The sequence below is a fragment of the Dysosmobacter segnis genome (assembly GCF_014297285.1).
GTDB lineage: Bacteria > Bacillota > Clostridia > Oscillospirales > Oscillospiraceae > Oscillibacter > Oscillibacter segnis.
This window is the reverse complement of the sequence record NZ_JACOQI010000002.1, coordinates 55,885-73,012: the sequence shown is the minus strand read 5'-3', so window position 1 is coordinate 73,012 and position 17,128 is coordinate 55,885. Positions and strand designations below refer to the sequence as shown.

The following is a 17,128-nucleotide window of genomic DNA, read 5'->3' as shown; positions in this document are numbered from 1 at the left end:
ACCTATGGCAGAAAATGTTGGAAAGCGTTTAGAACAGAAGGAATCCAAACAGAAGAAAACAAAGAAGCCCAGCCGACTGACAAAGGGACAGAAGTGGCTGCTGGCGGTGGCCATCGTATTGGCGGTGGTGCTGGTAGCCGTGGTGGCACTGGACGGCTTGTTCGTCAAGCCGGAACTGCCCGGAAAGGGAAACGGCTCCAACGCAGACGGCACCCAGGCGGGGGACGGCATCGACTACGGCGACGGCGTACAGCCCCGCGTCAGCGGCGAACGGAAGAGCAAGGATTACTACACCGTGCTGATCTTGGGCCGGGACACCGGGGGCGGCGGCAACACGGACACCATGCTGCTGGCGAGCTACGATGTGACCAACCAGAAGGCCAACGTCATGTCCATTCCCCGGGACACCATGGTAAATGTCAACTGGGACGTGAAGAAGATCAACTCCGTTTACAACATGAACGGCGGCGGGGAGAAGGGCATCAAGGCTCTTTATAAAGAAATCTCCCAGCTGGTTGGCTTTGAGCCGGATTATCAGGTGATCTTGGAGTGGGAGGCCGTGGGCAAGATCGTGGACGCCATCGGCGGCGTGGATTTCGACGTGCCCTATCCCATGGACTACCACGACTCGGCGCAGGATCTGGTCATCGAGCAGGCACCGGGCCTGCGGCACTTGAGCGGCGACGACGCCATGCAGGTCATCCGCTGGCGGAAGAACGATAAGGACAGTCCCTACGGCTATAACAAGGGCGGCGTCGGTGATGCGGGCCGTATGGAATTGCAGCAGAACTTCCTGAAGGCGGTCATCAAGGAGATGATGCAGCCGAAAAACGTGCTGAATATCGGCAAGATCGCCAAGGTATTCGAGGAATCCGTGGAGACGGACTTGAGCTTCCAGAATATCCTCTGGTTCGGCAAGCGGGCCTTCTCCGGCGGCCTGAGCATGGACGATGTGAACTTCATGACTATGCCGTACAAGGGCGCTGCGGCATACAGCCGGGTATACAGCAAGCAGCTTGGCAAGGACTTCTATCTGGAATATGTGGTGCCTATTCCCGGCAAGCTGCTGGACATTGTGAATAACCAGCTCAGCCCCTTCAAGGAGATATTCACCCTGTCGGATCTGGACATCATGTCCGTCAATAAGGACGGCTCCGTCAGCTCCACCACCGGCCATGTGGAGGACAGCAAGGCCGCCGTGCCGCCGACTCTGATGGGCAGCGGCAAGAAGGATGAGCCGGAAAAGGACTATATCACCGACGAAAACGGCAACCTGATCGACCCGGACACCGGGGAGATCGTGTCACCGCCGGAGGAGACAAAGCCGGGAACGGAGACCCCGTCTGAACCCACGCCGGAGACCCCGGCCACACCGGAAACGCCGGGGACGGGGACGGAGACCACAGACCCCTCCGGCTCCACCGGGGGAGAGACGGGCACCGGCAGTCCGGAGACACCGGACCAGCCGGAAGATCCCGGCATCATCGTGGTGCCGCCGGAGGAACCTGCAACGCCCGATGCGAATCAGGGATTGGACCCTGTGACCGGAGAACCGCTGCCGATGGGCGGCTAAGACATTCAGAAAGGATTTTAAAAGTATGATGACACCGAAGGAACTGGCCATTCTGGCCGCCAAGGCCCTGGATGAGAAGAAGGGCAAGGAGATCTCCGCCATTGAGATCACCGACATTACGACCCTGGCGGATTATTTCGTCATTGCCACCGGCAGCTCCAACACCCAGATCAACGCCCTGTGCGGCTCTGTGGAGAAGCTGCTGGAGGAGCAGGCGGGGGAGAAGCCCCTGCGTCGGGAGGGCTACCGGGACGGTACCTGGGTGCTGTTGGATTACGGCTGCATCTGCGTCCATGTGTTCAGCGCCGAGGCCCGGAGCTTCTATGATCTGGAGCGCCTGTGGGCCGACGGCAAGCCCTTGGACCTCACCGGCGTTCTGACCCAGGACTGAGCCTGTTCAGGCGCGAAAACAGGCCGCGCAACGGAAAGTTGCGCCATATTTGGTGGCCGCAACCGCCTTTGTCTGGTAGCATGACGGCATCAGATCCATGGTGCTGAAAGCGGTACCGGAGAGCAAAGGAGGATATCAATATGTCAATATCACTTATTTTACTGCTGGTGGTCACACTGGTGCGGCTGGCGATCTTCGCGTTTGTGATCTACGCCGCCGTGCAGGGCGTCAAGGCCCTGCGGAAGTACAACCGCTCCGGGGAGGTCCGAAAGGAGAAGGCGGAGACCCGCCGCTCGCTGGGGGAGGTCTTGAAGGAGCACCGGGTCCGGTGCAAGATGACTCAGGAGTTCGTGGCGGAGTCCTTGGGTGTCAGCCGTCAGGCGGTGAGCAAGTGGGAGACCGGAACGGCGGACCCCAGCACCTCCAATCTGCTGGCGCTGGCGAAGCTGTTCGGCGTATCCGCGGAGGAGCTGCTGCGGCAGGTGGACCGGACGGACGCGGAAGAAAACTGAATCGAACAGCGGCGGCCCGCAAGGGCCGCCGCTCAGCATATCAAAATCTTTTTGATATGCTGAGCAAGTTTTAAGAGCTTTATAAAAGCTCTTAAAACAATTGATTACAATGGTGCGGGGGAATACGGTATCGGTTTGACCGGTTTCCGTGCGCGTTGCGCCCGAAAACCGGGAGCCTTCCTTGAAACGGGCTCGCTTTCTCCGTCACTGGCGGCGCGTCGCCCGTTTCCCCCTCTTGGGTTATCTACGCGCCAAGAGCCGCCTTCGGCGGTTGCGCTCCGAAACGCGCCTGCGGGCGCAGTCCCGCGCACACTCTTTACCCGCAAGGGGTATGCAGCATCCGTAAAGCGGCAGAGCCGCTAACGGCTGCCCTACCTTTCCGTCGCGGAGAATTTACCACTTTATTGACAATCTCGGCGGCCCGCAAGGGCCGCCGTTCTTTTGCATCCGCCGGGCTGCCGGGGTTTGACCCTTGTATTTTTATGGAAAAACTGCTATAATAACTTGAATCTGGAGCATTCTGCCCAGACGGTGAGAATCTGACTTCATTGGAGCGTTTTATGCTGCATTATCTGCAAAATCTGTTTCAGGCGCTGGATGTTTCCTCGCTGACTGACGCGGTGCTCCGTGTAGCGGCGGTGTTCCTCTGCCTGACGGTCCACGAGACCTGTCACGGGCTGGCGGCGCTGGCGCTGGGAGACCCCACGGCGAAGTCCATGCACCGGCTGTCCCTGAATCCGCTGCACCACATCGACTGGCTGGGTCTGGCTCTGATGTTTACGGTGGGCTTCGGCTGGGCCAAGCCCGTGCCGGTGAATCCCAATTATTTCCGCAAGCCCAAGCAGGGCATGGCGGTCACGGCGCTGGCGGGGCCGGTGTCCAATCTGCTTTTGGCGGTCCTTTTTCTGGGAATCGGCAAGGTGATCTACCTGTACGCACCGTACAGCGAGGGCATGAATGTTTTCTTTGAGTGGTGCCTGTTTACGGTGGCCCCCATGTCCGTTGGTATGGGGCTTTTCAACCTGATCCCCATTCCGCCGCTGGACGGGTCTAAGGTACTGGCGATGTTTTTGCCCAACAGCGCCTACGGTCAGCTGATGCGCTACGAGCGGTACGGTATTCTGGTTCTGCTGGCGCTGAGTTGGCTGGGCCTTGGCGGAAATTTTCTTGGAGACGCGATCTACGGCGTGTACGAGGCGCTGTTTCATATCTTTTTTGCTTGAGGTGTCCTGATTTTGGAAAGTCCTGTATTCAAACTGGAAAAGGTAGTCCACTCCCGGTCTGAGGAGATGCAGGATTTTGAGGGTCCGCTGGATCTGATCCTGTTTCTTTTGGGGAAGAATAAGTTGGAGATCCAGGATATTTCCATCTCGTTGATCTGCGGCCAGTATATCGCGTGGCTGGAGGATCGGCAGCGGATGGATCTGGAGGTGGCCAGCGAATTCGTCATCATGGCGTCCCATCTGGTGTATCTCAAGACCCGGATGCTGCTGTCCATTGAGGACGACGAGGCCAAAAGCGAGATGGACGCGCTGCTTCAATCCTTGGAGGAACGGCGGCGCAGCGAAAATTACGTCCGGGTGAAGGCACTGGCCCAGCGGTTGGCGCCTATGGGAGAATTCGGCCGGAACATCGTGACCCGGAACCCGGAGCCGGTGAAGCGGGGCAAGGTGTTTGAATACAGCCATCAGCCGGCGGATCTGGTGCTGGCCATGGCGGAGATCCAGAACCGGGCGGAACGGAAGCTGCCGCCCCCGCGAGCCGCCTTCCGGGAGATCGTGCAGCATGAGCCGTATCCCGTGGAGAGCAAGGCGAGAGATATTCTGCAAAAGCTGAAGGAGGGCGGCATCACCCGCTTTTTGCTGTTGTTCCGGGGCAGCCGGAGCCGCAGCGAGGTGGTTGCCACCTTTTTGGCGGTGCTGGAGCTGTGCAAGGCGCGTGTACTGCATCTGGCAGGCTCTGAGACAGACTGTATCGTCCGGCAGGAGCGCGATGACGTGCCTGAGAATCTGACGTTTTAAGGAGAACCGTGGCTGACATGGATAGAAAGGAACTTGAATCCGCGCTGGAGGCGATCCTGTTCGCCTCCGGGGAACCGGTGCAGGTGGATCGGATCTGCGTGGCACTGGATATTGACCGGCCTACGGTGGAACAGCTGCTTCAAAAACTGATGGACTACTACGCTTACGAGCGCCGGGGCATCCGGCTTTTGAAAATCGATGACAGCTGGCAGCTTTGTTCCGCACCGGACTACGCGGAGACCATCCGTAAGGCATTTGAGATCCGCAAGCCGGCCAAGCTCAGCCAGCCCGCACTGGAGGTTTTGACCATCATCGCCTACTACCAGCCTACCACACGGGCCTATGTGGATCAGATCCGGGGCGTGGACAGCTCCTATACCGTGGGGCTGCTGCTGGACCGGGGACTGATCGAGGAATGTGGCCGGTTACAGGTACCGGGGCGGCCTCGTCAGTACCGCACCACCAAGCAGTTCCTGCGGGCGTTCCATCTGTCCAGCCTGAAGGATCTGCCGGAGCTGCCGGACGATATCGGCGAGGATGGGCAGATGCGGCTGAACGAAGCCGGTGAGGTGGTAGATCCCATGGGGGACACGGAAGCGCCGGCACAGACCGACGCCGGGGAACCTGAGGACGTGTAAAAGCTTGGAGAGGGGGCAGCGGCTGTGATCGGATGGTGGATCTTGGGGATCCTGTTGTTTGTGGTCCTGCTGCTGTGTCTGACGCGAGTGGGCGTGTTGATCCGGTTCGGCGAGGAGCTGACGGTCAGCGCCCGATTTGGTTTTTTGAAATTTCAGGTGCTTCCGGAAAAGAAAAAACCGCCGAAAAATGAAAAAAAGCCGGAAGAAGCGCAGAAAAAGCAGACGCAAAGGAAGGAGAAGCCGAAGAAGGCATTCCCGAAGCCCACGCTCAGCGACATCCGGGACGCATGGAAGGCCCTGTGGCCGCCGCTGAAAAAGGCGCTGCGCCGTACCCGCCGGGGCGTGCGGATCGATCCGCTGGATGTGTCCGTTATTTTAGGGGGACAGGCGGAACCTGCGGACGCCGCGCAGTTATACGGCGAGCTGCACGGGGCCGTCTGGACCGGGATGCCGGTGCTGGAACAGCTGCTGGTGATCCCCCGGCCGCATATCCACCTGGATGTGGATTTTACCGCGGAGGAGACAAAAATCCTGGGAAGCATCGGGGTTTCCGCCCGGATCGGTACGTTGCTGCGGATCGGCATGACCGTGGCGATTCCCGGATTGCGGTGGCTTCTGGCCTATATGAAGAAGAAAAAACAAGCACCAGTCGGAAAGGATGAATCGAATGGACATGGAAAAGAAAAGCCCGCTGCGTGATGTGATGAATTCCACGATGGAGAAGGTTCGGGAGATGGTGGACGCCAACAATATTGTAGGCGCGCCCATCACCACGCCGGACGGTGTGACCTTGATCCCCATTTCCAGAGTCAGCTTCGGCTTCGGCAGCGGCGGCGGGGATTACGGCAAGCCGGGCCAGAACAATTTCGGCGGTGGCGGCGGCGCCGGTGTGAAGATCGACCCGGTGGCCTTTCTGGTTATCAAGGACGGAACCACCCGCGTGATGCCCGTAGCGGTGCCGCCGGTGTCCACCGTGGACCGCATTGTGGATATGGCACCGGATATTGTAGACAAGATCGGAAAATTTTTCGATAAAAAAGACGGGGACGAAACGGTTTGATCTGGGTATACTAAAGACATCTCAGCTTTGGAGCGTGATGCCTTTTGACCCGGCGGTTTCTTTGCTGCACCCTTGCGGCGCTGTGTCTGTATAGTATATTCCCTTGTCGGATTTTGGCGGTGGAGACCTCTGCTGCCTCTGCAATTTTAATGGACGCGGACAGCGGCCGGGTGCTCTATGAGCGGAACGCGGACCGGAAAATGCTCATCGCCAGCACCACCAAGATCCTGACGGCACTGGTGGCCATCGAGGAGGGAGATCTCCACGACAGCGTGAAGGTCAGCCGGGAGGCGGCGTATACGGAAGGCTCCGCCATGTACCTTACGGAGGGGGAGACCCTGACGCTGGAAACGCTGTTATACGGGGTGCTGCTGTGCTCCGGAAACGATGCGGCGGTGGCGGTGGCCCAGCATGTGGGCGGCAGCGTCAAGGGCTTTGTAGCCCTGATGAACGAAAAGGCCCGGGAACTGGGGATGGAGCATTCCTCCTTCGCCAACCCCAACGGTCTGGATGACGAGCAGCACTATTCCACTGCACGGGACATGGCAAAGCTGGCCCGGGCTGCGCTGGAAAACGAGACCTTGATGCGGATCGCCTCCACCCGGTCTGTCACCATCGGGGGACGGACCATGACGAACCACAACAAGCTGCTGCATTATGTAGATGGCTGTCTGGGCCTGAAAACGGGATATACGAAGGCGGCGGGCCGGACGCTGGTGAGCTGTGCGGAGAAAAATGGCCAGCGGCTCATTGCTGTGACCTTGCAGGACGGAAATGACTGGGCGGACCATCAAGCGCTGTATGAATACGGCTTTTCCGCCTACCCCGCCCGGACCTGTGCCGTCCGGGGACAGGCTTTGACGCAGGCGTCCGTCAGCGGCGGCGTCAGCCCCACAGTGCCGCTGATTGCGGGAGCGGGCTTTTGCTACCCTGCGGCGGAAACGGAACGGCTGACCACGCGGATCTGCTTGGACGAGCCGCTGCGGGCGCCGGTCTCCGCCGGAAAAACCGTGGGGGCGGCGGTGTTCTGCCTGAACGGAACAGAGATTGGCCGGGTGCCGCTGGTGGCAGGACGGACAGTGATGCCCAAGGTGTCCTCCGCTTTGGCCGGACTGAAATTGGAATTGAAGGATGAATGACCCGCCGTAAGACGGGATCAGGGATCAGAATGAAAGAACGATTGCAAAAATTGCTGTCTGCCGCCGGGGTCTGTTCCCGCCGGGCAGCAGAGGGGTATATCACCGCTGGGCGGGTCACCGTCAACGGAGAGACCGCCCTGTTGGGCCAGCAGGCCGACCCGGAGACGGATGACATCCGGGTGGACGGCGTTCCTCTGGGACGGGAACCGGAGGCAGTGTACTTGATGCTGAATAAGCCCAGAGGTTATGTGACCACCGTGTCTGACGAGCAGGGCCGGAAAACGGTGATGGACCTGCTGACCGGCGTTTCCACAAGGGTCTATCCCGTGGGCCGGCTGGATCGGGATTCGGAGGGGCTGCTTCTGCTGACCAATGACGGAGCCCTGACCCACCGGCTGCTGCACCCCAGCCATGAGGTGTCCAAGGAGTACCGGGTGACGGTGTCCGGGCCTGTGGAGCACGCGGCAGAACGGCTGAGCCGCGTCCGGGACGTGGTAGGGCTGCCTATCCGCCCCGCGGAAGTGCGTGAACTGAGCCGGAAGGGAAACCGGGCAGAGCTGAGCGTGATCATCCACGAGGGGCGGAACCGCCAGATCCGGCGGATGTGCGCACAGTGCGAGCTGGAGGTCCTGCGGCTCCAGCGGGTGCGGGAGCATTGTCTGGAGCTTGGGGCGCTGCCGCTGGGGCAGTGGCGGTACTTAACGGCGGAGGAGATCGCCGGACTGAAAGAGGAATGACCGCTTTCCGAAGAAAGCATCAGGTTTTGCCGCATCCTTGAAATAGCCGCATTGCGGCTATTTTTTATGAAAAACGCAGGGGAAAAAGGGAAGAAATCAGTTTCAATCCGGCGGAAAGTATGGTAGAATAGGCCCCGGAATCAAACGCGGCGTTGTGTGCCGCCGGAGGAAGAAAATCATGGCAAAAAGTGTGTTACATACGATCGAGGACAACCTTTCCACCTTTTCAAAGGGGCAAAAACGAATTGGACGCTATATCCTGGACCATTATGACCAGGCGGCGTTCATGACGGCCAGCAAGCTGGGAAAGCTGACGGAGGTCAGCGAATCCACGGTGGTCCGCTTTGCCGCGGAGCTGGGCTTTGACGGCTATCCCGCCATGCAGAAGGCATTACAGGAGATGGCCCGGAACCGTCTGACCTCGACACAACGGATCCAGGCGGCGGAGAATATCTATGACCGGGACGTGCTCAGCAGCGTATTGCAGGCGGATATTGAAAATCTACGGCAGATCTCCATGGACGAGGACCGGGACACCTTTCAGACGGCTGTGGAGAAGATCGTCCACGCCCGGCATATCTATATTTTAGGCGCGCGGTCCTCTACCCATCTGGCGGGCTACCTGTATTTTTACATGCAGATGATCTTTGAAAACGTGACGCTGGTGCAGGCCAGCGCCGCCGGTGAGATCTTTGAGCAGCTGTTCCGCAGCGGAGAGGGGGACGTGATGATCGCGTTCAGCTTCCCCCGGTACTCCAAGGATACCATCAACGCAGCCCGCTTTGCCCGGTCCCGGGGAGCGGAGATCATCGCCATCACGGATCAGAAGCAGTCTCCGGTGGCGCAGATGTCCAGCGCGGCGCTGCTGGCTCCCAGCGAGATGCTGTCCTTTATCGATTCCATGACGGCGCCTATGTCACTCATCAATGCCCTGCTGGTGGGGATCGCCACCAAGATGGGCACGGATGTGACGAAGACCTTTACCACGCTGGAACGGCTGTGGGATCAGTACGATGTATTCGGCGGTGCGGACGATGAATAAAAAGATCGTGGTCATCGGCGGCGGCGCCGCCGGAATGATGGCTGCCCTTTCGGCAGCGGAGCAGGGGGCGCAGGTCACTCTGCTGGAACCCAACGAACGGTTGGGAAAAAAACTGAATATCACCGGAAAGGGCCGGTGCAACGTGACCAACAATACCGATATTGAGGGGCTGTTGGCCAATATTCCATGTAATGGAAAATTCCTTTACAGCGCTTTTAACCGCTTCAATAGCGCTGATACGATGAACTTTTTTGAGAAGCTGGGCGTCCAACTGAAAACTGAGCGGGGGAATCGGGTGTTTCCCGTCAGCGACAGCGCGTTCGACATCAGTGCCGCACTGGAACGGCGGCTGAAGGCCCTGAAGGTGCAGGTCCTCCGGGACCGGGCGTCGGCCCTGAAAATCGAGGACGGCGCGGTCTGCGGCGTTGTTGGGGAGCGGGGACGCTATTCCGCTCAGGCGGTGGTGCTGGCCACCGGCGGCGTCAGCTATCCGGCCACCGGCTCCACCGGAGACGGTCACCGGATGGCGGCTGAGGCGGGGCACACCGTCACGCCGCTGCAAGGGTCTCTGGTGCCCTTGCAGGGGATCATCGCGGCGGGGATCCCCTGCGTCCGCTTGCAGGGCTTGAGTCTGCGGAACGTGAGCCTGACGGTCTTTGAAAACGATAAGAAGATCTATACGGATTTCGGCGAGCTGCTGTTTACGCACTTCGGCGTCAGCGGTCCGCTGGTGCTGTCGGCCTCTGCCCATATGCGGCATTTTACCAAAAAGCGCTACCGGCTGGAGATCGACCTGAAACCCGCGCTGGATGAACAGCAGCTGGACAAGCGGCTGCTGGCGGATTTCGCCAAATATGCCAACCACGATTTCCAGAACAGCTTAGACGATCTGCTGCCCCAGAAGCTGATCCCGGTGGTCGTTGAACTGTCCGGTATTCCCGGACGACAGAAGGTCCATGATCTGACCCGGGAGCAGCGGCAAAGCCTGCTGCGGGTTTTGAAGCATTTTCCTGTGGAGGTCTCCGGGCCGTGTCCTGTGGAGGATGCCATCGTCACCTCCGGCGGGGTGAAGGTGGGGGAGGTAGACCCCAAAACTATGGAGTCCAAGCTTGTAAAAAATCTGTATTTCGCGGGAGAACTGCTGGACACGGATGCCTATACCGGCGGCTTCAATTTACAGATCGCCTGGGCCACCGGTCGTCTGGCGGGACAGTCTGCCGCGAATGAGAAGGAATAAGAAGGAGAGAACAGCATTGAAAACCATCAGTATTGCCATTGACGGCCCCTCCGGTGCCGGAAAGAGCACGCTGGCGAAAAGCGTTTCCAAAACTCTGGGCTATTTATATGTAGATACCGGCGCCATTTACCGCACCATCGGCTACGCCGCCTTTTCCAAGGGCGTGGACCCCAAGGATGGTGAGGCCGCTGCCGCGCTGCTGCCGGAGCTGGAGATCGGTCTGCATTACGGAGAGGACGGCCTGCAGCACATGACACTGAACGGTGCGGATGTGACGGATCAGATCCGTCTGCCGGAGATCTCCCTGTACGCCTCTGCGGTCTCCGCCCATCCGGCGGTGCGGGCGCACCTGCTGGAAATGCAGCGGAAGCTGGCTCGTGAAAATAACGTGGTAATGGATGGCCGGGATATCGGGACCGTGGTCCTGCCGGACGCCACGGTGAAGATCTTCCTGACGGCCTCCGTTGAGGAACGGGCCATGCGCCGCTTCCGGGAACTGGAGCAGCGGGGAACGCCGGAAAGCTACGAAAAGGTGCTGGAGGAAATGCGCCAGCGGGACTATAACGATTCCCACCGGGCAGCGGCACCCTTGAAGCAGGCGGAGGATGCCGTTTTGCTGGATACCACGGAGCTGGACTTCCGGCAGAGTGAGGAAGCGATCCTCCGGATCATCCGCGAGAGGACGAGCCGATGAACGAGACCCGTACAACGCAGCCCTTTGGACCGTTTTTTCCTCTGATCTTCACGGTTGCCAAGTGGATCTGCCGTCTGCTGCATCCGGTCACGGTTCAGGGCTTGGAAAACCTGCCTCGCCACGGCGCACTGCTGGTGGCAAATCACGCCAGCAACTGGGACCCTCTGGTGCTGGCCACGGCGCTGCCCATGGATTACCGGCTTCGCGTCATGGGCAAGGAGGAACTGTTCCGGAATCCCATTCTGGCATGGGTCATCCGGGTGGGGGGCGCATTCCCCGTGAACCGGGGCGGTGCGGACATTCAAGCGGTGAAAACCGCCATCCAGACCATTCAGAGCGGTCAAAATCTGCTGATCTTCCCGGAGGGCACCACCATCCGAAACGGCATCGGCAAGGCGGACGGCCTGCCGGCCCACGCCCACAGCGGCGCGGCGGTGATCGGTGTCCGTACCGGCGCGATTTTAGTGCCGGTGTTTGTGGACGGAGAAAAGCGGACCTTCCGCCGGACACGCATCATCATCGGCCAGCCCTATACGCCGGTATACACCGGCCGCCGGGGGACCGCCGAGGAAATGCAGAAGATCGCGGATGATCTTCTCCGGGAGATTTACGCTCTGGGCGGACAGCAGGTGGGAGGTGCGCCGCTGTGCAAGTGATCTTAGCGGAAAGTGCCGGCTTTTGCTACGGCGTGAAGCGGGCTGTGGAGCTGGCTCAGAAAACAGCGGAGGAGACGCAGGGCTGCTGGATGCTGGGAGATCTCATTCACAACACCCATGTGGTCAATGACTTAGCGGCCCGGGGCGTCCGGAAAACGGACCGGCCTGAAGCACTGGGGGCAGGGGACACGGTGGTGATCCGGTCCCACGGAGAACTGAAAAGCGTACTGGACGGATTGGCGGCCCGGGGCGTCCGCTGCATGAACGCCACCTGTCCCAACGTGGTCCACATTCAGGAGCTGGTGTCCCAGGCGGAGCAGGAGGGACGGCAGGTGGTCATCATCGGAGAGCCGCACCATCCGGAGGTCATGGGACTTGCCAGCTGGTGCGTTCATCCGCTGGTGTTCCAAGGGCCGGAGGCTGTGGCGGAATGGGTCAAAAACGGCGATTTTCAGCCGGAAATGCCCGTGAGCATCGTGGCGCAGACCACCTGTATTCGTGAACTTTTTGAAAGTTCCTGCAAAATCCTAAAAAAAGAATGTACAAACGTAAAAATCTTTGATACAATATGTTATGCTACGCGTAAACGTCAGAACGAAGCGGCGGAGATCGCTGCGCAGGTAGACGTGATGGTGGTGGTTGGTGACCGTAAGAGCGCCAATACGAAGCATCTGGCAGAGATCTGCCGGCAGAACTGTTCTCATGTCCTTTCCATCGAAGGGGCGGACGAGCTTTCCGCTACAGATTTTGCAGGCTGCCGTGTTGCCGGGCTGACGGCCGGCGCATCCACACCCGCGGGCATCATTAAGGAGGTAAAAACAACGATGAGCGAAGAAATCAAGAGCACCGAGACCATGGAAGAGTCCTTTGAGGAACTGCTGAATCAGTCTTTCAAAACTTTAAATACAGGAGAGAAGGTAACCGGCATTGTCACCGCCATCACCCCCACCGAGGTTCAGGTGGATGTTGGCGCTAAGCAGTATGCTTACATCAAGCTCAGCGAGCTGAGCGACGATCCCAGCGCGAAGCCCGAGGATATCGTGAAGGTGGGCGACGAGGTCGAGACCTATGTTGTCCGCGTCAACGATGTGGAAGGCTATGCCGAGCTGTCCAAGAAGCGTCTGGACGCTGTGAAGATCTGGGAGAACATCGAGACTGCCGTTGAGGAGAAGACCGTGCTGGAAGGCACTGTCACCGAGGAGAACAAGGGCGGCATCGTGGTTTCCGTCAAGGGCATCCGCGTGTTCGTTCCCGCTTCTCAGAGCGGCCAGCCCCGCGGCGCTGATCTGTCTGCCATGAAGGGTCAGAAGGTTCAGCTCCGCATTACCGAGGTCAACCGTGCCCGCCGCCGCGTGGTGGGCTCCATCCGCAGCGTCACTGACGAGGCCCGCAAGGCCGCTCAGGAGGCCGTGTGGAGCACCATCGAGGTGGGCAAGCACTACACCGGCACCGTGAAGTCCATGACCAGCTACGGCGTGTTCGTGGACATCGGCGGCGTGGACGGCATGGTCCACATCTCCGAGCTGTCCTGGAGCCGCATCAAGAACCCCGCCGAGATCTGCAAGGTTGGCGACACCATGGATGTGTACGTCATCTCCTTCGACCCCGAGAAGCACAAGATCTCCCTGGGCGCCAAGGACCACAGCGTGGATCCCTGGCAGGTGTTCATGAACAAGTACGGCGTGGGCGACACCGCTGAGGTTCGTATCGTTAAGCTGATGCCCTTCGGCGCTTTCGCTGAGGTGGTTCCCGGCGTGGACGGCCTGATCCACATTTCTCAGATCGCTGACCGCCGCATCGAGAAGCCCGAGGACGTTCTCTCCGAGGGCCAGACCGTTGAGGCTAAGATCACTGCGATCGACGAGGAGAAGCAGAAGATCTCCCTGTCCATCCGCGCTCTGCTGGCTCCTGCCGCTGACGAGGAGGACGCTCCTGTTGAGGAGTAATTTCGACTGAAAAAAGGAGCAGACCGACCGGTCTGCTTCTTTTTTTGCCGTTCCGCATCGTTCTTGCGTTCTCAGCTGCTTCAAAGCCTGTGGCTGCAAGGGGTTGAGGTGCGGCGAGAACAGGAGAGAGCGGGCGTATTTTGTTATGAGTGAACGTGCTAATTGGCGCGTGATTTGAATTATTGTGATTTTTTTCACGTTTTGCTTGCATTGCCGGGCCGAATATGATAAGATTTTAACGATACAAGGAAAACTTTGCGGATATGCAGAATAAATATGGAGGTAAAAGACGATGAATGTTCAGGAACTGTATCAGCAGAAGCTGACTACCGCTGAGGAAGCGGTGAAGATTGTCAAGTCCGGTGACTGGGTGGATTACGGTTGGTGCTGCAATCAGCCTGTCGCTCTGGACAAGGCTCTGGCTGCCCGGAAGGACGAGCTGTTTGACGTGAAGATCCACGGCGGCGTGACCATGTGGATGCCCGAGGTGTGCAAGGCGGATGACGCCGGTGACCACTTCACCTGGAACTCCTGGCACTGCAGCGGCATGGACCGCAAGATCATCGGCAAGGGCATGGGCTATTTCGGCCCCATGCGCTATTCTGAACTGCCCCGTTTCTATCGGGATGGCAACGCCACCACGGATGTGGCTATGATCCAGGTGACTCCCATGGACGCCCACGGCAACTTCAGCTTCGCTGTTTCTGCTTCCCACATTGGCGATATGCTGGAGCATGCCAAGAAGATCATCGTGGAAGTCAACCAGAATATGCCTTGGGTCTACGGCCTGACCGGCACCGAGATCAACATCCGCGATGTTGACATGGTCGTGGAAGGCGAGAACCCCGCCGTGGCCGCTATGGGCGCCGGCGCTCCTCCCACCGATGTGGACCGCAAGGTTGCCGAGATGATCGTGAAGGAGATCCCCAACGGCGCCTGCCTGCAGTTGGGCATCGGCGGTATGCCCAATACCGTTGGCTCCCTGATCGCAGAGTCCGACCTGAAGGATCTGGGCGTGCACACCGAGATGTATGTGGACGCTTTCGTGGATATTGCCAAGGCTGGCAAGATCACCGGCCGCAACAAGAACGTGGACAGAGGCCGTCAGGTCTATGCCTTTGCTGCCGGCACCCAGAAGCTGTATGACTACATCAAGGAGAACCCCGATGTGATGGCCGCACCTGTGGATTACACCAACGATGTTCAGGTCATCGCCAAGCTGGATAACTTCATCTCCATCAACAACGCTGTGGATATGGACCTCTTCGGTCAGGTCAACGCCGAGTCTGCCGGCATCAAGCACATTTCCGGTACCGGCGGCCAGCTGGACTTCGTGATGGGCGCTTACCTCTCCAAGGGCGGCAAGAGCTTCATCTGCATGTCCTCTACCATGACTGCCAAGGACGGTACCGTGAAGAGCCGGATCGTTCCCACCCTGACCAACGGCTCCATTGTTACCGATCCCCGGTCCTGCGCACACTATATCGTCACTGAGTACGGCATGGTGAACCTGAAGGGCATGTCCACTTGGGAGCGTTCCGAGGCCCTGATCGGCATTGCACACCCCGATTTCCGGGATGAGCTGATCAAGTCTGCCGAGGCAATGCACATCTGGAGAAAGTCCAACAAGCGGTAAGTTACCGGATCAACCGAATCATAAGAAAAGCGGGAGCCTTTCGGCTCCCGCTTGAGGCTGTCGATAAAGTGATAAATTTTCCGCGACGGTAAGGAAGGGTGTGCGCGGGAAACCCAAGAAGGGTGTCCCGCGCCATTAAAATCCTAAGTTTTCAGAACTTTTATGAAGTTCTGAAAACTTGCTCAGCGGGGAGAAAAGAATTTTTCGACACGCTGAAGCGGGAGCCTTTCGGCTCCCGCTTTTTGGTTTGATGGAAGTTAGATCAATGCCGGAACAGGAGGTTCCAGAAGCCGGTGGAGGTCAGGAACAGGATCAGCATGACCACGGGCACCACATAGCGCATCATCACGCTATACAGCTTGGCCCGGCCGAAATGCTCACCGTTTTTCTCCACCTCGTCGATGACCCACTTGGGGCCGATGACCCAGCCGATCAGGATGCTGGTGAGGAGACTGATAAAGGGCATCAGGAAGCTGTTGCTGATGTAGTCCATCACGTCCAGAAGCTGAGCGGCGCTGCCGTTGGGCAGGGTCAGCTCGAAGTAGAACACGTTGTAGCCAAGGCAGATGGTCACGGCGGTCACCAGAGAATAGACGCCCACCATGGCGCACATTTCCTTGCGGCTCTTGTGGAAGATCTCCATGCAGTTGGCCACCAGCGTTTCCATGACGGATACACAGCTGGTCAGTGCCGCGAAGCCAAGTGCCAGGAAGAACACGATGCCGACGATGCGCCCCACGCCGCCCATGGAGGCAAACACCCGGGGCAGGCTGATGAAGGTCAGGCTGGGTCTGCTGGCCATGCCGTCCACGCCCAGGAACACATACACGGAGGGAATGATCATGATGCCGGCCAGAAAAGCCACGCCGGTGTCGAAGATCTCGATCTGGCCGTTGGCCTTGTTCAGATCCACATCGTCCTTCACGTAGCTGCCGTAGGTGATCATGATGCCCATGCTGACGCTGAGGGAGAAGAAGAGCTGGCTCATGGCGTCCAGCACCGCGTTCAAAAAGCTCCGAAGTGTCATGCCGGTGAAGTCAGGCTTCACAAGGCCCTGAAGACCGGTGCGGGTCACGCCGCTGTCATCCGTGCGGCTCAGCGTCAGAGAGAACACGGCGATCCCGATGACGAGAAGCAGCAGGACCGGCATGATATACCGGGAATATTTCTCAATGCCCTTCTCCACGCCGCAATAGACCACCCACGCCGTCAGTGCCAGGAACAGCAGCATAAAGACGATCGGGGAGACCTGAGAGGTGATGAAGGAGGTAAAGAAGCCATCCTGAGCCGCCTGGGTTCCGTCAGAGACCAGATAGACCGCGAAATACTTGGCGATCCAACCGCCGATGACGGAGTAGTAGGTCATGATGAGGGTCGGAACCAGGAAGGTCAGATATCCCAGAAAACGCCACTTCTTATGCAGGGTTCCGAAGGCGTTCAGTGCGTTCTGCTTGGTCCGGCGGCCGATGGCCACGTCCGTGGTCAGCAGTGTGAAGCCGAAGGTCAGCACCAGCACCAGATACACCAACAGGAACAGGCCGCCGCCGTCCTTGGCGCAGAGATAGGGGAAGCGCCAGATATTGCCGACGCCTACGGCACTGCCTGCGGCCGCCAGAACGAAGCCCAGAGAGCCGCTGAAACCACTGTGTTTGTTTTTCGTTTTGCACACTCATTTCTATCTTTTTGTCTTCAACAAGAGAACATTCTATCAGGCTGCGGAAAAAAAGCAAACAGCAGAAGTTTCATTTCAGGAAATATTCTTTTGGAAAATTTCTTGAAATGATATATACTGATAGAAAACAACCTCTATAAACTGTGTGTCCGATCAAGAAGAAGGCAATGGATA

The 17,128-nt window shown here is 58.7% G+C and carries 17 protein-coding genes; 16 read left to right on the top strand and 1 reads right to left on the bottom strand.

Annotation, left to right across the window (positions count from 1 at the left end; all coding sequences use genetic code 11):
• Window positions 1–4 precede the first annotated feature (4 nt).
• The 16 genes from H8Z83_RS02585 to H8Z83_RS02510 all read left to right on the top strand — a co-directional run bounded on the left by H8Z83_RS02585 (window position 5) and on the right by H8Z83_RS02510 (window position 15,282).
• Window positions 5–1,573: an LCP family protein gene (locus tag H8Z83_RS02585; protein ID WP_187013616.1), complete on the top strand. Its 1,569-nt coding sequence runs from the start codon at window positions 5–7 to the stop codon at window positions 1,571–1,573.
• 25 nt (window positions 1,574–1,598) lie between these two features.
• On the top strand, window positions 1,599–1,964 hold the full coding sequence (rsfS, locus tag H8Z83_RS02580) for a ribosome silencing factor (protein WP_337416808.1): 366 nt from the start codon (window positions 1,599–1,601) through the stop codon (window positions 1,962–1,964).
• Between the two features lie 140 nt (window positions 1,965–2,104).
• Complete coding sequence (locus tag H8Z83_RS02575) at window positions 2,105–2,476, top strand: helix-turn-helix transcriptional regulator (protein ID WP_187013615.1); 372 nt, start codon at window positions 2,105–2,107, stop codon at window positions 2,474–2,476.
• Between the two features lie 560 nt (window positions 2,477–3,036).
• A complete protein-coding gene (locus H8Z83_RS02570; protein WP_187013614.1) occupies window positions 3,037–3,699 on the top strand; it encodes a site-2 protease family protein in 663 nt (220 codons plus the stop codon).
• 12 nt (window positions 3,700–3,711) lie between these two features.
• Complete coding sequence (locus tag H8Z83_RS02565; protein WP_187013613.1) at window positions 3,712–4,497, top strand: segregation and condensation protein A; 786 nt, start codon at window positions 3,712–3,714, stop codon at window positions 4,495–4,497.
• Between the two features lie 17 nt (window positions 4,498–4,514).
• Window positions 4,515–5,135, top strand: coding sequence for an SMC-Scp complex subunit ScpB (scpB, locus tag H8Z83_RS02560; RefSeq protein ID WP_187013612.1), 621 nt, complete (start codon window positions 4,515–4,517; stop codon window positions 5,133–5,135).
• A gap of 24 nt (window positions 5,136–5,159) precedes the next feature.
• A complete protein-coding gene (locus H8Z83_RS02555) occupies window positions 5,160–5,834 on the top strand; it encodes a hypothetical protein (protein ID WP_187013611.1) in 675 nt (224 codons plus the stop codon).
• Window positions 5,803–6,195, top strand: coding sequence for a GerW family sporulation protein (ytfJ, locus tag H8Z83_RS02550; RefSeq protein ID WP_187013610.1), 393 nt, complete (start codon window positions 5,803–5,805; stop codon window positions 6,193–6,195). Before H8Z83_RS02555 ends, ytfJ begins: the two co-directional genes overlap by 32 nt.
• A gap of 44 nt (window positions 6,196–6,239) precedes the next feature.
• On the top strand, window positions 6,240–7,334 hold the full coding sequence (locus H8Z83_RS02545; RefSeq protein ID WP_187013609.1) for a D-alanyl-D-alanine carboxypeptidase family protein: 1,095 nt from the start codon (window positions 6,240–6,242) through the stop codon (window positions 7,332–7,334).
• Between the two features lie 29 nt (window positions 7,335–7,363).
• The gene (locus H8Z83_RS02540; RefSeq protein ID WP_187013608.1) at window positions 7,364–8,071 is read left to right on the top strand and encodes a pseudouridine synthase; all 708 of its coding nucleotides are present in this window, start codon (window positions 7,364–7,366) and stop codon (window positions 8,069–8,071) included.
• Window positions 8,072–8,249: 178 nt separating this feature from the next.
• Window positions 8,250–9,113 carry a MurR/RpiR family transcriptional regulator gene (locus tag H8Z83_RS02535; RefSeq protein WP_187013607.1) on the top strand — a complete coding sequence of 288 codons (864 nt, stop codon included), beginning with the start codon at window positions 8,250–8,252 and terminating at the stop codon, window positions 9,111–9,113.
• The gene (locus tag H8Z83_RS02530; RefSeq protein WP_243184702.1) at window positions 9,106–10,350 is read left to right on the top strand and encodes a BaiN/RdsA family NAD(P)/FAD-dependent oxidoreductase; all 1,245 of its coding nucleotides are present in this window, start codon (window positions 9,106–9,108) and stop codon (window positions 10,348–10,350) included. Before H8Z83_RS02535 ends, H8Z83_RS02530 begins: the two co-directional genes overlap by 8 nt.
• A 16-nt stretch (window positions 10,351–10,366) precedes the next feature.
• Complete coding sequence (cmk, locus tag H8Z83_RS02525) at window positions 10,367–11,044, top strand: (d)CMP kinase (protein ID WP_243184701.1); 678 nt, start codon at window positions 10,367–10,369, stop codon at window positions 11,042–11,044.
• Window positions 11,041–11,700 (top strand): lysophospholipid acyltransferase family protein, encoded by a 660-nt coding sequence (locus H8Z83_RS02520; protein WP_187013604.1) that lies wholly within the window; start codon window positions 11,041–11,043, stop codon window positions 11,698–11,700. Before cmk ends, H8Z83_RS02520 begins: the two co-directional genes overlap by 4 nt.
• A complete protein-coding gene (locus H8Z83_RS02515; RefSeq protein ID WP_187013603.1) occupies window positions 11,691–13,646 on the top strand; it encodes a bifunctional 4-hydroxy-3-methylbut-2-enyl diphosphate reductase/30S ribosomal protein S1 in 1,956 nt (651 codons plus the stop codon). The genes H8Z83_RS02520 and H8Z83_RS02515 overlap by 10 nt, the downstream gene beginning before the upstream one ends.
• Before the next feature lie 292 nt (window positions 13,647–13,938).
• Complete coding sequence (locus tag H8Z83_RS02510) at window positions 13,939–15,282, top strand: butyryl-CoA:acetate CoA-transferase (RefSeq protein ID WP_187013602.1); 1,344 nt, start codon at window positions 13,939–13,941, stop codon at window positions 15,280–15,282.
• A gap of 262 nt (window positions 15,283–15,544) precedes the next feature.
• Here H8Z83_RS02510 and H8Z83_RS02505 read toward each other — a convergent pair whose 3' ends face one another.
• Window positions 15,545–16,951, bottom strand: coding sequence for a sodium-dependent transporter (locus tag H8Z83_RS02505; protein WP_187013601.1), 1,407 nt, complete (start codon window positions 16,949–16,951; stop codon window positions 15,545–15,547).
• Window positions 16,952–17,128: the final 177 nt, after the last annotated feature.

Coding starts and splice junctions, on each gene's coding strand:
- ytfJ (WP_187013610.1), top strand. CDS start 5,803: ATGGACATGGAAAAGAAAAGCCCGCTGCGTGATGTGATGAATTCCACG.
- rsfS (WP_337416808.1), top strand. CDS start 1,599: ATGATGACACCGAAGGAACTGGCCATTCTGGCCGCCAAGGCCCTGGAT.
- scpB (WP_187013612.1), top strand. CDS start 4,515: ATGGATAGAAAGGAACTTGAATCCGCGCTGGAGGCGATCCTGTTCGCC.
- H8Z83_RS02585 (WP_187013616.1), top strand. CDS start 5: ATGGCAGAAAATGTTGGAAAGCGTTTAGAACAGAAGGAATCCAAACAG.
- H8Z83_RS02520 (WP_187013604.1), top strand. CDS start 11,041: ATGAACGAGACCCGTACAACGCAGCCCTTTGGACCGTTTTTTCCTCTG.
- H8Z83_RS02510 (WP_187013602.1), top strand. CDS start 13,939: ATGAATGTTCAGGAACTGTATCAGCAGAAGCTGACTACCGCTGAGGAA.
- H8Z83_RS02530 (WP_243184702.1), top strand. CDS start 9,106: ATGAATAAAAAGATCGTGGTCATCGGCGGCGGCGCCGCCGGAATGATG.
- H8Z83_RS02575 (WP_187013615.1), top strand. CDS start 2,105: ATGTCAATATCACTTATTTTACTGCTGGTGGTCACACTGGTGCGGCTG.
- H8Z83_RS02535 (WP_187013607.1), top strand. CDS start 8,250: ATGGCAAAAAGTGTGTTACATACGATCGAGGACAACCTTTCCACCTTT.
- H8Z83_RS02570 (WP_187013614.1), top strand. CDS start 3,037: ATGCTGCATTATCTGCAAAATCTGTTTCAGGCGCTGGATGTTTCCTCG.
- H8Z83_RS02540 (WP_187013608.1), top strand. CDS start 7,364: ATGAAAGAACGATTGCAAAAATTGCTGTCTGCCGCCGGGGTCTGTTCC.